This is a genomic window from Moorella mulderi DSM 14980, assembly GCF_001594015.1.
Lineage (GTDB): Bacteria > Bacillota > DSM-521 > Neomoorellales > Neomoorellaceae > Neomoorella > Neomoorella mulderi.
Genome location: NZ_LTBC01000018.1, coordinates 24782 through 40740, shown reverse-complemented (window position 1 = coordinate 40740; position 15959 = coordinate 24782). Strand labels below are relative to the sequence as shown.

Sequence of the window (15959 nt, the reverse complement as noted above, 5' to 3'; positions counted from 1 at the left end):
ATTTCTTTTGCACCTCATTCATACGGTTTCTCGCCTCCTGGTGGGTTTGTTTGTTTTGGTCTATTTTCTTTTTACCAGGAGGCTTTTTTATTGGCAACACCTACCTTAATTCATTACAGGAATGCTTTTATAAATTTTTCTACCCTTTATATCCCACTGCAACGATGTCAACACTGCAACAGAAACCCGGAAAGCCTTGGTATATAAGGCTTTAGCCTGTTGCAGTCAGTGTTGCAGAAAAGGAGGGTGTTGCAACAGTAGCTGCAACACCCTTTACCTGGGGAGGGGCAAAATTAAACCCCCGCATTTTTAAAAGCGAGGGTTAACTCTTCCGGCTTAGGTAATACCGGGTTGTTATCAGGCGGTGGGTCACCGGGAACAAGCATTGCAGGCTGACCTGGCTTATCTTGTAGGTTCCTTACATAACCCTTCGCTAAAACAGCCTGTAGACGACGGGAGGCTGCTGATTTATCTATCCCTAACGCATCGGCAAGTTGTCGTAGGGTCATAGAGCAGCTGTGACTTGCATAATGATGCCGCACCGCTTCTACCAATTCATTTTGCGCCGGTGTTAGTGCTTCCATAGAACTACTGCTGAAAAGGTTATTAGCGATATGGTAAATGTTGGAGTAATCTTCGATGGTAGCAACGATTGTACCTTCATCCTTGACTTGCCTGGTTGCCTGGTGTAACAACGCATAGGCCATTATTAACGTTAACAGTTGCTTAAAGTCGCGGCGTACTCTTACGCTGCTTGGCTTCAATAGCTTAGCTAGGGTTTCAGCGTAGGGTACGACTACATTCGCTGGCCCATTTAGCTCCAACCACTTTTGCAGGGCCACGAATTGGCTTAAATCCGGCATGGTAGCCTGTCCAGCAGCTTCCCGCGCTTCCGCTTCCAGAATTAGCCTGGTTTGCTCCGGGGTGTCTTTCAGTTCCACGACCAGTAGGCGTGTGGCTAGCTCGCCTTCGACGTTTTTAACAGTTGTGGTGATTAGGCCGACTGGGCCATCTTTGATAATTTTACGTGGCCGCAGGCCGTCAGGGGTTTTCTCTACAACTTCATAAGCCAACTTGTTCCCCCAAATTAACTCACGTACAATTGTTCCCGCGACACCATCCGAATGCAAGCCTGCTGCTTCGGCTACGACAACTGTCCGGTGAGCGAAATTTTCATCCGAATAAATAAAAGCCCGCTCACTGGAAGCGGTCAATTTATAATATGCACTTTCTGGAAACATCTGTAAAACACGGTCTACCAAATAACTCTTGCCTGCCCCCGGTGGGGCCTGGAGCAGGAGGTTAATAGGTCTGGGCAGCAACCTGGAGGTCAACGCCAGGTAAAGGACAGCCAGGGCTTCACGTTCACCGGCGACAACCTGGCTGAGGGTATTCAGAACGTGTATTAAAATATCAGGCTCCGTAGCCAGGTCTTTACATTTCTGCCAGGCCGCTTCCCGTTCTGTCCTCCTGGCGGCTCCCTGCAGATCGTCTGCGGTGGTTGCTGTTTGTAATAACTCATTAATACGCCGGACGAAATCCGCCTTATCCCTGGAACTCAACCATACCTGCCGGGGGTCTTTTTCCTCCACAGTGGTTTTAATAATTTTCGCGTCCGGGAAGTCGCGTAAAACCTTTTCTACCAGGACGTGGCCCTCATCCGGTTCCTGCCAGATGTAAATTTGCACTCCTTCAGGGATTAAAGCTGACCATTCCCTCTGCCACGCAGCAACTCCGGGACTTCCTAGAGCCGGGATACCCGCATACCAGCAAATGTGGCAGTCGCTCTCGCCTTCGACTAGGAGCAAGTAACCCGCTTTTTTAGCCAGATACAGGTTTTCCAAGCCGTAAGGTAGAATGCCTTTGCCGGTGCCCCAGGTAAAACGTGTGCCTTGCTTGCTGAGGGATAAGCGGTAGCGATACCTGAAAACTTGCCCATCAACATTGCAATAGGGTATTTTTATTCCCTTGGTGCATTCCGTTAGGCCTAACTTCTGGAAAAAAGGCACCGGCAGATTACAGTAGGCGGCATACGCTTCAAGGTTAAGCGGGCCTGGGATAATGTTTGGTGGCAAAGACCCGCATAGCTCCCGGATTTTATCCAACGCGGCGTCACCTTCAAGGCCGTCTACTTCTGCCAAAAAGTCAAGCGGCCAACCCGCCCCACACCCTGCCCGGCAGAGCCAGTACCCGGACCAGCGGTTAAAGGAGAAGGAAGGTCTGGTGTCGTCGTGGAGCGGGCAACAGCCGTCCATCCAACCATCATCGCGCTCATTGAGCGGGCTGCCATTCGCGCCGCTGACGTAAGCCTCGTACAACGGAGTCCAGTCGAATTTATTCGCGTTATCTCTCTTTGTTAGTGTGACTACAGCACCCATCTTCTGTCGTACCTCCCCAGGATTGTTTTAGCTGCCTTAACTACCTGTTAAGTGTCCTTCGCCATGCTTCGTATTGGTTTTCAAGCCTCTCAACGTCAAACCCAAGTCTCCCCAACGCCTCCCGCAAGCTCCGTGGAATCCTGGAAGGGAACCCTCTTAAAGTCGCCCCCAACAAATAATAATTCACCCCCCATTCAACCGCTAACGACTTGCGGCTCTTACCCGTACCTTTAATGACTGCTTCAATCGGATTGCCCATAGTCTTCCCGTCCCTTTCATCAGTTACAAATTTTGGCATCTTATATTTACACCCCCAAAATTAAAGCCCCTGATTTCAGGGGCTTAAGATTTTTATTTTTATTTTTCCACCATTACCATAATCACATATAAAAAACAAGCATTTGTAGCCGACAGCATCTTAACATTCTCTTAGCATTACCAGTAACAGCTATATTTTTCATCCGCGTGTCCTCCAAAAAACCTACTTCTTTCCTCAGTATCATATTACCATAGAAAAACAAGTAATTCATTTGGTGAACATCTTAACGTTCCCTTAACGTTGGCCCCAGTGCCCATACGTTTTAATAATTTTTTACCCACTACCATAATAACACGGAAAAAACAAGTAATTGTAGTTTACAGCATCTTAACATTTCCCTAACATTACCAATTACGACTTTATTCTTCATCCGTTTGTTCTCCAGCAGGTAATACTTTTACCACTACCATAATAACACAGAAAAAGCAAGTAATTCATCTGATTAGCTTCTTAACATTCCCTTAACGCTAATCTGTTTAGCGCAGGTGGAGCAATCACGCATCTAAATATCCTCCAACAGAACATTCTTTTACCAATATCATAATAACACGGAAAAAACAAGTAATTCACTTGGTGAGCATCTTAACATTCCCTTAACCTCCACACTACCGGTTACTGTTGCAACACCTCCCTGAACTGCAACACCCCCTGCAACAGTCTTAAGCCTTGCAATCCCTAGGTTTTCTGGCACCTGTTGCACCGTTGACGGCGTTGCAGTAGGGGTTAGAGGGTAGAAAATTTTTTAGCGATACCAGAGAAAACGGCCCTCTTACCAAGCAGGATTTAGAAGCCGTATGCAGTAAATAAATGGTTAGGGAGGTGGTATGAGTGCGGAAGGCTCTTGCTATATGGTTGGCGATTACGGTAGTAGCCACTGGTTTTGGTGTGGCGGCGGCTATTGTCGGTAACATGCGGTATAAAGAAGGGTCAAAAGCATATCAAGCTGCCCTTGATTATCAACAGCGTGCTGAAGCGTATCAGAAAGCGTATCAAAAAGCGGTTGATGACTGGCTTAAATCAGATGAAGCGGCTAAATTTAAGGAAAGCAATCAGAAATTAATGGCGGAAGCATTAACCTCTTTATTGCGTTCAAATACTCTAACTTACAACGATATAAAGGCAGCGGCAGAGGATCTTAATAAACGTACTCAAACAACGGCGCAAAAGAAGGCTGTAGAAAAAATAGGAAACGCCCCTACACCACCTGTAACTAGTATGGATGAAGCCAAAGAGATGCTCAAAAATGCTGATCGTTTATTGGCTTTTAGTGAGGTTATAGGGTACTCTTATTTAATATTGTCAATAGCATATTGGGTTATTATTTGGGGGTTCCGCAAACGCTCAGTTAAGCCAGGGGAAGTTGCTACTGATGGAAGCGGTAAAAACATATCGGCGTAAGACAAAGGCATTGCTGGCATCAGAAACCAGCAACGCCCTCCTAGAATAGCGTAATTAAACATAATAATCGCTCTTATCATGCTATTTAGGATGTTCACTTTGTAACTTAGTTACGTCTCCCGCCTGCCGGGGATTTACGGCCAAGGGGTTTGACGACAGTTTGACGACAGTACAGGATAAACATAACGGATTCTATGAACATATTAAACACCTCCGAAACCTGCAAAGCCTTGAAAACTGGACACTCCCGGACTGGTAGATACTGGTAAGGACGGTTAGTTTAGAACTCTGGATCATGTTGCCCTGGTTCGAATCCAGGTCCCGCAGCCAGAAATTATCTTCCCCTTCCTGTTGGAAGGGGGTTTTTGCTTTTTATAACGCCTGCAAGTCTATACCAATATTGCTAAGGGGCCAGTATGCTACTACTGGCCCCTCCCTTTTCCTAAGCCAGGTTTTCCCGGATCCACCTGGAGGCCCGGGACAGGCGCTCGAGGACGGTTTCCTTACCCAGGAGTTCCAGGATCTCAAAGAGGCCGGGGCCCATGGTGCGGCCGGTGACTGCCAGGCGGGTGGGATGGAAAAGCTGCCCCGTACTTATCCCCTTTCTTTCAGCCAGGGTCCGGTAAGCCTCTTCAGCTGCCGCGGCAGTAAATTGGGGTAAAGCTGCCAGCTCTTCCCTGGCTTCATCCAGCAGGGCGGCGGCCCCGGGTTTACTGAAGTGCTTACGGACACCCTTTTCCTCATAGGTGGTTACATCGGTAAAGAAATAGCTGGCGGCATCGGCCACTTCGCCCAGGGTCTTGACCCGGTCGCGGACGGCAGCAATGATGGCCCGGACATGGTCATAATCCTTCTCCGGTAACGGGTCAGGAAGGAGCCCTTTAGCCTGTAAAAAGGGCACGGCCAGGCGGGTGATCCGGTCGAGGTCACCCTCCCGCAGGTAGTGGCCATTAATCCAGGTTAGCTTTTTGGTATCGTAAATAGCGGCATTTTTAGAAACTCGCTCTAGGGAAAAACTGTTAATCATCTCCTCCAAAGGGATAATTTCTTCATCCCCTTCGGGTGACCACCCCAGGAGGGCCAGGTAATTGATAATGGCTTCCGGCAGGTAACCTTCATCCCGGTATTCTTCTACCGAAGTAGCACCATGGCGTTTACTTAACTTGCTGCGGTCGGGGGCCAGGATCATGGGCACATGGGCAAAGGCCGGTAACTCATACCCCAGGGCCTGGTAAACCAGGATCTGTTTGGGAGTATTGGATAGGTGCTCCTCAGCCCGGATGATATGACTGATCTGCATTAAGTGATCGTCAACCACGGTGGCAAAATTATAGGTTGGCATGCCATTGGATTTAACAATGATAAAATCATCGATGGTATCATTATCAAAGGAGACATCACCGCGAACAATATCCTTTACGGTCGTTGTACCCTGGTCGGGAACTGCCAGCCGGATAACCGGCTGCCGCCCCTCCTTTTCCAGGCGGGTACGATCTTCCGGCGTAAGATAACGGCAGCGGCGGTCGTACATGGGGGGGCGACCTTCGGCCTGGGCAATCTTACGCCGGGCGGCCAGTTCTTCCACGGTACAGTAGCAGAGGTAGGCTTTACCTTCATTTAACAGCCGGGCTGCCGCCTGGCGGTAAAACTCCTGGCGCTGGGACTGGAGATAAGGTCCATAAGGGCCGCCCTTTTCCGGTCCTTCGTCCCAATCAAGGCCCAGCCAGCGCATGGCGGCCAGGATCTCCCGGTAGGAAATATCCGTCGAACGTTCGGTATCGGTATCGTCAATACGCAGGACAAAGGCACCTCCATGGTGCCGGGCAAAAAGCCAGTTAAACAAAGCTGTACGGGCCCCGCCGATATGTAAGCTGCCGGTAGGGCTGGGGGCAAAACGGACACGAACCGTGGACAAACGACAACACTCCTATCTTAATAACACTTGATACTGGGCTTCCAGGCGGCGGGCCATGGCCGCTGCCGCAAGGCCGGCAGCATTATGACGGGCCTGTTCACCCATCCGCCGCCTGAGGCTTAAATCCTTAACTAATTGCAACACACAAGCGCTGAAGGCATTTATATCTAGTGGGGTTAAAAAACCATCTTTTCCATTGACAACCATTTCCTCGACACCGTAGGCCTTGACGGCAACTACCGGCAGGCCGGCAGCCTTGGCTTCCGCGATTACCAGTCCCTGGGTTTCGGTGACTGAAGCAAAAATAAACAAGTCGGCCCCCGTATAGACGGCCGGCATTTGTTCAAAGGGAAAAGACCCGGCAAAGGTAACGGCCTGGTTGATTCCTAAAGAACGGGCCTGGCTTTGCAGGGTTTCCTTTAAGGGGCCGCTGCCCACCAGGACCAGGCGGGTATGCGGTACTTGCTGGTGTACAAGAGCAAAGGCCTGCAGGATAAAGGTGATGTTTTTTTCCTTACCCAGGCGTCCTACATGGAGGAGCATGACCTCCTCCGGTGGTAGTTGCAGGTAGCGGCGCAACCAGGTGGGATCGAGGTTTTGAAAGCGGTCCAGTTCAATACCAGTGGGGATACTAACCACCGGTACTTTGACGCCGTTTTCCTGTAAGTAAGCGGTAATGACCTCTGTCGGCGTAATTACCAGCTGGCAACGGTTACAAAAAGATACGGTATAATGGCGGACTGCTTTGCGCATCAGCCTGGGTGCCAGGGGAAAATAGTGCACATATTCTTCATAAAGGGTGTGATAAGTGGCCACCAGCGGTAACCCCAGCTGCCTGGCCATCCGTGCCCCCAGCTGCCCCATTAAAAAAGGGGAATGTACATGGATAAGGTCAATCCTTAACTCCCGCAAGGCCCTGGGCAAAGCCGGCGCCACCGGGATGGCCAAGGCAAATTCTTTAAAGGTAGGTGCCTTTAGCGAACGGAAACGGTAGATGTCTTTTTCGGGCCGGCATTTACCATAACTGGGAGCAAAAATAGATACCTGGTGACCCAGGTTCCGCAGTTCATTAGTAAAGGTGACAATGGATCTTACTACCCCGCTGGTATATGGTAAATAGCTGTCAGTGAAAATGCCAATATGCAATTTTGGAGCCGCCTTTCTTTAGGTGGCATTCCGGGCAACAGCCTGGACAATATCGTGGCGCCGGACGAGCCCTATTAGCTGGCCTTCGCGGACAACTGGCACCTGCTTGATTTTATGGTCCGTCATTAAACCGGCGATTTCAGCGATACTGGCGTCTTCCCCGACGGCAATAACTCTGCGCGTCATGATTTCTTTAACAGGTCTGGCGGTGAGGAATTGGACCTTAGTGGTTAAATCATTATTGTCTTCCAGGACAAAGAGCGAATTAAAAAGATCGACAAAAACCGGGCGCCGCTGGCGAACGGCAGCCATGATATCGCCATCGGTAATTATGCCCTTGATCTTACCCTCCTTATCAACAACAACAGCGCTGGTAACGCCCTTCTGGACAAAAAGCTGGACTACATCACCAACCTTATCATCCGGGTGGACGGCAACCATATCGGTAGTCATAATATCCCTGGCCAGGATCACGGTTTATTCCCCCCATTAAACTTATTATATCACTACGGTCGCAGGGTAGCTACTACCCGCTGGGGTTTTAAGAGGAAATCAAGGGCGGCCAGGATACTGGTAAAAACCACGTCCGCCTGTTGCAGGGCCTGGAAGGCGGCTCCTTCGGGTCCTAAAACCAGCAAACCCAGGGCGGCCCGGCTGAGCATTTGAGCATCATTGACGCCATTGCCAATGGCAGCTGTATGTTCTGCTCCTAATTCCGTAATTATACGTTCCTTATCCGGCCCGCCGGCCTGGCTGTCGACTTTAGTTAATACCACCGGCAAGTGCCGGCAGGCAGCGGCAGCTGTACCGAAGGTATCGGCCGTCAGGATATAAACCTTAAGCCTACTTGCCAGGGCCTGCAGGCGCTCTGCCACCCCCGGCAGGAGCTGGCCGTCGCAGGCAATGGTACCGTTAAAGTCCAGGACTACCTGGTGAATTTCTATCCTGCGCCCGGGTACTTCATAAATTAGCATGTGCTTTTCCCTGCCAAAAATATTTATAATGTTCTTCCTGCTTGCCGGCAGGATTTATAAAAGGGTAAACGAAATAAAATTAATTAGACATTAACAAAGGAGGTTGGCCAGGATGTTTGTCCGCGACCATATGACTCCCAATCCCATTACAGTTACCAGGGAGACTTCCGTCCTGGATGCCCTCGAGCTAATGAAGAAGCATAAAATCCGGCGCTTACCTGTGGTCCAGGATGGACGGCTGGTAGGGTTGGTTACTGAACGAGATATCTTAAGGGTTTCTCCTTCCCCGGCTTCAACCCTCAGCGCCTTTGAAGTCAATTACCTGGTAGCCAAGATGACGGTTAAAGATGCCATGATTAAACGCCCCATTACCGTTCCTCCAGATATGACCATTGAAGAAGCGGCCCTTTTGATGCGGGAGCATAAAATCGACAACCTCCTGGTCATGGAAAAGGAAAAGCTCGTCGGCATCATTACCCAGACCGACCTATTTGAGGCCTTGATTAAACTCTTCGGCCTGCGGCGCCCGGGTGTGAGGGTTACCCTGGAAGTAGAAGACCGCATTGGCGTCCTGGCTAACATTGCCCGGCGGGTAGCAGACGCCGGCATCAATATTATTAACGTTGCCAACCGCCATAAAGACGATGTCCATACCTATGTCGTCCTGCGGCTGGCAACGGATGATGTTAGCAATCTCCTACCCGCTCTGGAAGCCGGGGGCTACCGGGTAGTCCATGTGAGTTCTTATAGCGGCTAAAATTTAACCGCATTTACTGAAGCCACAGCTACAGGTGACGCAGCCTTCCTGGAAATGGAGGTTAGAACCGCACTCCGGGCAGATACCCTTCTGGATGAGTTCGGCTTCTGCAGCCGGGCTTAAAGGCTGGAAACTGGCCTGCTGGTTTTCAATGGTAGCGCTAATCTCGGCCAGGGCGCGGGCGCTGAAATCAGATGGTAGCTGGTAAGAACCGTGGTCGTGCCAGTTTTTCAGCTCCTGGGCCAGGACGCGGCCGATGATGTCCGGGCAGGATTTACCGACTATACTTTTATCGGTGGCCCGGCGCCGTAAGAAATTGGGGCAGCTTACCGAGGTGAGCTGGTCAATAATGGCCTCCGGGGCAATATTGGCCCGCAGGGCCAGGGAAATCAGCCGGCTGACACCTTCGGTAAATCCGCTGCAGCCACCGGAAGAGCCGGTGGTGATAAAGGTTTCGATTAAACCCTCCTGGTCATAATTGACGGTGATATACATTTTACCGCAACCCGTCTTAACCTGCTCGGTAACGCCGCAGGTACGTTTCGGCCGCGGCCGGGGATGGGTTTTCTCGCCGGAGGGCGTCTTGACAGCAGTATTTTTGGTGCCGCTTACCAGCACTTCCTGTTCCCGGCTGCCGGAACGGTAAACTGTCACCCCTTTACAACCCAGCTGGTAGGCCAGTTCATAGACCCGGCGGACATCTTCCCTGGTGGCACTGGGCGGGAAGTTAACCGTTTTGGAGACGGCATTATCGGTACTGGCCTGGAAGGCGGCCTGCATGCGGATGTGCCACTCCGGGGCGATTTCCAGGGCCGTGACAAAAACCCGGCGCATATCCGGCGGGATCTGCTTGATATCATGGATACTTGTCCCGGCGGCAATTTGCTGGAAAATTAACCTGGCCTCATCCGGCGCAAAATTTTCCTCTATGTAGGCCTGGAAAACGGGATTAACCTCAATAAGGCCTTCGCCATCCAGGACGTTCTTAGTATAGGCCAGGGCGAAAACCGGTTCTATCCCTGAACTGGTACCGGCAATCATGCTGATGGTACCGGTAGGGGCAATGGTGGTGCAGGTAGCATTGCGGAGCTTCTGCCCCCGGTAAATGCTCCTGTCGATATTGGGAAAGCTGCCCCGCTCTTCCGCCAGCCTCCGGGAAGCCTGGCGGGCTTCTTTTTGAATAAAGGCCATGACCCTGCGGCCCAGCTCGACTGCTTCTTCTGTATCATAAGGAATCCGGAGCAAGAAAAGCATATCGGCCCAGCCCATGACTCCCAGGCCGATTTTCCGGTTACCCATGACCATGGCCTTTATCTTTTCCAGGGGGAATTCGTTGATCTCAATAACGTTATCCAGGAAGCGTACCGACCAGTAAACTGTTTCCGCAAGCCTCTCCCAGTCTACGCCGCCCTCCCGGACCATATTGGCCAGGTTCAGGGAGCCAAGGTTACAGGCTTCATAAGGTAAGAGGGGCTGTTCCCCGCAGTTATGGGCGTAGATGCCGTTGGCGTCGAAGGCGTTGATGCCGGGAACCTGGACGTCATATACGTCTTCGACCCCGTCATCTTCGATGGCAAGGACCGTGGCTGTAAAGCGCTCACGATTCATTCCTCGCCGGTAAGACGCAAGGAGTGAATTTAATTTCCTCGCCTTATCGACATCGCCAAAGCCGATCCGCTCGGCGAAAAAGGCCAGGTTATCCCCGCTGATGACCAGCTCATGCTGGGCCTTGATCTCATACTCCCGGGTACCTCCTTTACCATCGGGCAAGGGCCGGCTACCGGCCGGACGCCGTTCTGCATAAATGGTACTGGCAATGCCCAGGCGAAGGAGCATGCGCTGTACCGTGCGCAGGAGATCAAGGTTGCTCTGGGCCAGGCGGATGCTAACGCCCTTTTGCTGGCTCCCCTGGACCGAGGCATCGCAGTCAAACAGACCCCGCAGGAAGCCCCGGTAGCCGTCTGACGAAGCACGTTCGATTGCCGGGGTAACGGTCTTGACGCCGGGCCCCATACCCATCCGCCCGGCCAGCATTTTCAGACTGGCTGACTTGAGGCGGAATTCGTCGCGCCCTTTAACGGCCATCCAGCCGGTAAAGTCGGAACGGTGGGGTAATGCTCTGGCGTAGCTTAAAGCCAGCTTCATGACTGAGGCTGTACCGTCTTCTGCCTGCAGGTCGCCAACTGCCTTCTCCCTGGCCCAGACGGAAAGAATAGCGCTGTCCTTCTTGAGGACGCCGTCACCGACCAGGAGACCAAGGAGGTAACCTTCACCTTCCGTCAGTTCGCCAGGCCACCCTGCCAGGGGGCGGTGGTTATGCAGGAGAATCTGGTCGCCGGGCTTCAGCTCTTTGACCGGGACCCATTCGGAAGCAATACGGTAGCGCGTCCGGTCAACCACGCGCAGCACCCGGTGGTCAGCGGTGAGCCGGACACTGTATCCTTCCCGGGTGTGCAGGCTGACGACCGGCTTTGTCGCCGTCTTGAAGAAGCCTTCTTTATCTGTGGCGTAGGGCCGGCCGTTGACTACTGCTGTAAAGGGGCGGCCCACCAGTTCCCATACCTGGCGCGGGCCTTCACTTGTAGTCACCCAGGTATCGCCGGTCACGCAAGGGTTGGTGGCTTCTATCTCTCCCAGTTCAGGGGTGGGATTATCTTCATTTAAACGGTCCAGGAAGATGATGCCCGGCTCGCCGTTGGCCCAGGCATGGTTTACGATTTCCTCGAATACCTGCTGCGCTTTCAGCTTCTGGTATACTTTGCCGCCAAATTTTAGCTCATAGTAATCGTCCCGGGCCAGGGCTTCCATGAATTCCTTTGTCAGGCCCACGGAGATGTTGAAGTTAGTTAGTTCATTGTTATTTTCCTTGCAGCTGATAAATTCCAGGATATCGGGGTGATCCACCCGTAAAATCCCCATATTGGCCCCCCGCCTGGTCCCTCCCTGCTTGATGGCCTCGGTGGCGGCATTGAAAACCTTCATAAAGGATACGGGGCCGGAGGCTACCCCGCCGGTAGAGCGTACGGGGCTGTTTTTCGGCCGCAGGCGGGAAAAGGAAAAGCCTGTTCCCCCGCCGCTTTTATGAATCAGGGCCGCATCTTTAACCGCAGTGAAGATGGCCTCCATACTGTCTTCCACCGGCAGGACAAAGCAGGCCGACAGCTGGCCCAGCTCCCGGCCGGCGTTCATCAGGGTGGGGCTGTTAGGTAAAAAGTCCCAGCTGGTCATGAGCTGGTAAAACCGCAGGCTTATGTCTTCTAGCTGCTCTTCTGTCAAGGCGGGGTTGAAAATTTTTTCCGCCCCGGCTACGGCCCTGGCCACCCGGCGGAACATCTCCTCCGGTGTTTCCACCGGGACACCATTTTCTTTCTTCAAGTAACGTTTTTCGAGAATTAAGCGGGCATTGTCTGTTAATTTCATCCTGTCACCATCCATATATTGACATAAAAGAAAGTTATCTACATAGTTATCCACTTTATCCACTGGTTCCAGTTTAAGTTATGGGTAGGTAAATGCTGAAACAACTTCCCTCCCCTACTTTGCTTTTAACTTCTATTTTACCACCATGGCTGGCAACGATACGGTTGCTCAAGGTTAGGCCCAGGCCGGTGCCGTTTTCCTTGGTGGTATAAAAAGGTTCAAAGATTAATTCCAGCTTTTCCGGGGGAATCCCCGGGCCATTATCTTCAACGGTGGTGACGACCTGGCCGGTAGTCGTATCCAGGTAAGAAGTTACAATTACCTTGCCTCCTGGACCGGCCGCCTGGATGGCATTGGAAGTCAGGTTGAGAATAACCTGTTTAATCTGGCCGGGATCCAGGCATAAAAGGGGCAGATCTGGTGCCAGGTGCTGGACCAGTTTTACCTCATGCATTATAGCTTCCTGCTCGGCCAGGAGCAGGGCTTCGGCCACCAGCTGGCCAAAAGGCGTTATCTGCAGCTGGGGCTGGGAAGGTTTGGAAAGGGACAGGAACTCTTTGATAATATTATTGATGCGGTCGAGTTCTTCAAACATAATGGCGAAATATTCCTGCTCGAGGGCCTGGGGGTCAAATTTAGTTTGTAAGAGTTGTAAAAAACCGCGAATGGAAGTTAGAGGATTGCGGATTTCGTGGGCCATACCGGCAGCCAGTTCACCGACAATGGCCAGTTTTTCTGTTAAATATTCCCGGTCCTCTTCAGGAAAAGAATAAGCCACTACCCTCTCACCTCCGGCCCATAACTAATACATTTCCACAAGATGGCCATTTTTCCTCCTGGCAGGAGATTACTGGCGATAATTTTGTTGCATCTCCTGGAGAAGCTGGCCCAGTTTCTTCATATTTTCGCCATAACCAGCCCAGTCGCCCAGTTTTAGTTTTTCCTGGGCCTCACTGTAAAGGCGGTTGGCTTCCTGGATGGAAGTTGCTAAATTGCTAGTTGTAAGCGGGCCGGAAGGAGGTGCCGTTATTGCCGGTGGCGGGGTAACAGGTGCCCGGTCACCGAAAATGGCCTTCAGGGCGCCGGCCAGGGTATCGGCCATGACTATTTTCTCCCCGTAAGCTACTACCACCTGGCGGAGTTCCGGCAACTTGCTCTCCTGGGCCTGGAGGAAAATTGGTTCCACATAGAGCAATGCTTCCTTAATGGGCAGCACTAGGAGGTTGCCGCGGATAACCCGGGAACCGTGCTGGTCCCAGAGGGTAAGTTGCTGGGAGATAGCGGGTTCCTGGTCAATACGGGCTTCAATTTGCATGGGGCCATAAATGGAACGATTTTTAGGGAACGTATAAAGTAGGAGCTGGCCGTAGTGGGGGCCGTCGTTGCGGGCCGCCAGCCAGGCCACCATATTAACCTTGCGCGCCGGGGTGAAGGGCAGCATCAATATATATTCCGCCTCCTGTTCGCCGGGCAGGCGCAGCAAGGTATAATAGGGCTCCATAGCCCGGCGCTGATCGCCTACCATTTCCTCGGCGATGCTCCAGGCATCTTCCTTGTTATAGAAGAGCATGGCGTTTTCCATGTGGTAGCTGGCCAGCATCCTGGCCTGGATGGCCAGCAGTTCCGCAGGATAACGCAGGTGCTGCCGCAGTTCGGCCGGCATGGCCTCCAGGGGCTTAAACAGGCCGGGAAAAATCTTACCTAGGGTCTGGCTTAAGGGATCGCCGGGGTCCACAATATAGTAATCGACCGTACCGTTATAGGCATCAATTACCACCTTGACGGCATTGCGGATGTAATTAAAACCCTCATTGACCGGTTCGGAATAGGGGTACATACTGGTTAAAGTATAGGCGTCAAGTAACCAGTACAGCCGCCCGCCGGCGACCACCAGGTAGGGGTCGGCGTCATAACGCAAGTAAGGCATAATCTTGCGGACCCGTTCCTGGATGTTGCGGTAGTAGAGGATTTTGCTCTGGGGAGTCAGTTCCTTGCTCATCAATAACCGGTAATCATTAAAGCGGAAGGCAAAGATGAGGCGCCGCCAGTAGTTATTGAGTGCTACTCCTCCCCTGCCCTCATACCTGGTTTCCACGAAGTTATCGCCACCGCTGGAGGGATAATCGAATTCAGCCGCCTTGCCGCCGGTAATAACGTAATCGCCGGTCAACTCACCGTAATAGATGCGGGGTTCGTTAAGCTGGAGGCCGGCAGTGCTGCGGAAGGGCAAATCGCCGGCAATAAATTCGGGTTGGCCACCGGGGGTAACGGTGCTGGCCAGATTCATGGCCAGGCCGTAGCCATGGGTATAGCGCATTTTTTCATTAATCCAGGTCCTGGCCCGGTCAGGCAGCTTATCCTGGTCCAGTTCGCGGGCTGAAAGCATGACCTGGCGCTGGCTGCTTCCGAAGGTATAACGGTCGACATCAATATCCTTAAAGCTATAATAGGAGCGGATTTCCTGGAGCTGGCTGTAGGTTTGCTGGAGGGGCCGGTAATCCCACAGGCGGATATTATCCAGGGTAATCTTCTCCTGTTCCAGGTCGGCCGGGGTAAGATTATCACGGGCCGGGAATTCCCGGACGGTTATTTTATCTAAACCATAGGCCCGGCGGGTAAAGTCAATATTAAAACGCAGGTAGGGCTCTTCCCGGGCAAACTCATTGGGCTCTACCTGGAACTTCTGTACTGCCAGGGGTAGAATAACTACCAGCAAGGCATAAGCAGCAATGAAAGCCAAGACACCTATGCCTACCAGCTTGAGGTTACGGCGGAAGGCATTGAGGAAGATAATCAAGGCACAGGCCACGGCTACGCCGGCCAGGATGTTATACCCCGGTAGCAAGGCGTGAATATCCGTATAACTGGCGCCAAAGGCTACACCCCGGGGCGAACGTACCAGGTCAAAGGCCTGCAGGCGGAAACCCCAGGCCTGGACCAGGAAGAAGAGGGCCACCAGGGTGGAAAAATGAACCTGGGGACGGGCAAAGCGACCCTTTCGCAAGCCCAAGAGTTCCCCTGGATTAAAAAGCAGGTAGAAAAATCCGGTAACCAGGGCGGCCCCTACCAGGGCCGTAACTAACATGCCATAGAGAAAATGATAAAAAGGTAATTTGAAGACGTAAAAGCCGACATCTTTGGTAAATAAAGGGTCAGAAACCCCGAAGTTAGTTGCCTGCAGGTATTGCTGGACAACCAGCCATTTACCGGCTGCCAGGGGACTGAAGAGCAAGGCACCAATAAGGCTCACCAGGAGGTAAAGGATGGTTAACCGGCGCCGGGTAACGAAACGGTCAACCAGGTACTCTTTTAAGGTCCAGCTTTCCCGGGCGGGGGAAGGAGTTAAATTTAGACCCCGGTAAGTAAAAAGCAGGTTGAGGTAAAAGAAAAGGAAGAAAAAGGATATAACTCCCAGCCGCAGGCCCCAGTCGGATAAAAGCCTGGTAATGAGGACCTGGCGGTAGCCGACTTCGCCAAACCAGTACCAGTCAGCCAGGAAATGGGAACCCAGGAAGGCAATACCCAGGCCGGCAAAGATGATGATTAACAGGATTATCCGTATGCGGTTCAGGATGCTCATATTAAAAACCTCCTGCAGGGGGTTACAAGTAATACTTCGCCACCGGGGTGGCCTTTCCTCCTGGTTAAAAGA

The 15959-nt window shown here is 52.0% G+C and carries 10 protein-coding genes; 2 read left to right on the top strand and 8 right to left on the bottom strand.

Annotation, left to right across the window (positions count from 1 at the left end):
• Positions 1-293: 293 nt before the first annotated feature.
• Positions 294-1844, bottom strand: coding sequence for a LexA family protein (locus MOMUL_RS13780; protein WP_169802212.1), 1551 nt, complete (start codon positions 1842-1844; stop codon positions 294-296).
• Positions 1845-3525: 1681 nt separating this feature from the next.
• Between MOMUL_RS13780 and MOMUL_RS13770 the strand changes: the two genes are divergently transcribed.
• Complete coding sequence (locus MOMUL_RS13770; protein WP_062285735.1) at positions 3526-4095, top strand: hypothetical protein; 570 nt, start codon at positions 3526-3528, stop codon at positions 4093-4095.
• Between the two features lie 442 nt (positions 4096-4537).
• Here MOMUL_RS13770 and gltX read toward each other — a convergent pair whose 3' ends face one another.
• Genes gltX through MOMUL_RS13750 form a run of 4 tightly spaced genes read right to left on the bottom strand, consistent with a single transcriptional unit; the run spans position 4538 to position 8130 of the window.
• Positions 4538-6010: a glutamate--tRNA ligase gene (gene gltX / locus MOMUL_RS13765; protein ID WP_062285734.1), complete on the bottom strand. Its 1473-nt coding sequence runs from the start codon at positions 6008-6010 to the stop codon at positions 4538-4540.
• 12 nt (positions 6011-6022) lie between these two features.
• Positions 6023-7156 carry a glycosyltransferase family 4 protein gene (locus MOMUL_RS13760; protein WP_062285732.1) on the bottom strand — a complete coding sequence of 378 codons (1134 nt, stop codon included), beginning with the start codon at positions 7154-7156 and terminating at the stop codon, positions 6023-6025.
• An 18-nt stretch (positions 7157-7174) separates the two neighbouring features.
• A complete protein-coding gene (locus tag MOMUL_RS13755; RefSeq protein WP_062285731.1) occupies positions 7175-7630 on the bottom strand; it encodes a CBS domain-containing protein in 456 nt (151 codons plus the stop codon).
• A 32-nt stretch (positions 7631-7662) separates the two neighbouring features.
• The gene (locus MOMUL_RS13750; RefSeq protein ID WP_062285729.1) at positions 7663-8130 is read right to left on the bottom strand and encodes an HAD family hydrolase; all 468 of its coding nucleotides are present in this window, start codon (positions 8128-8130) and stop codon (positions 7663-7665) included.
• 112 nt (positions 8131-8242) lie between these two features.
• On the opposite strand from MOMUL_RS13750, the gene MOMUL_RS13745 reads away from it, so the two are divergent.
• Positions 8243-8887 carry a CBS and ACT domain-containing protein gene (locus MOMUL_RS13745; protein WP_054937633.1) on the top strand — a complete coding sequence of 215 codons (645 nt, stop codon included), beginning with the start codon at positions 8243-8245 and terminating at the stop codon, positions 8885-8887.
• A gap of 3 nt (positions 8888-8890) precedes the next feature.
• On the opposite strand, the gene MOMUL_RS13740 is transcribed toward MOMUL_RS13745, so the two are convergent.
• The 3 genes from MOMUL_RS13740 to MOMUL_RS13730 all read right to left on the bottom strand — a co-directional run bounded on the left by MOMUL_RS13740 (position 8891) and on the right by MOMUL_RS13730 (position 15887).
• A complete protein-coding gene (locus MOMUL_RS13740; RefSeq protein WP_064774445.1) occupies positions 8891-12307 on the bottom strand; it encodes an LAGLIDADG family homing endonuclease in 3417 nt (1138 codons plus the stop codon).
• Between the two features lie 73 nt (positions 12308-12380).
• Complete coding sequence (locus MOMUL_RS13735; protein WP_062285728.1) at positions 12381-13085, bottom strand: two-component system sensor histidine kinase NtrB; 705 nt, start codon at positions 13083-13085, stop codon at positions 12381-12383.
• Positions 13086-13154: 69 nt separating this feature from the next.
• Positions 13155-15887 (bottom strand): UPF0182 family membrane protein, encoded by a 2733-nt coding sequence (locus tag MOMUL_RS13730; RefSeq protein WP_062285725.1) that lies wholly within the window; start codon positions 15885-15887, stop codon positions 13155-13157.
• Between the last annotated feature and the right edge of the window lie 72 nt (positions 15888-15959).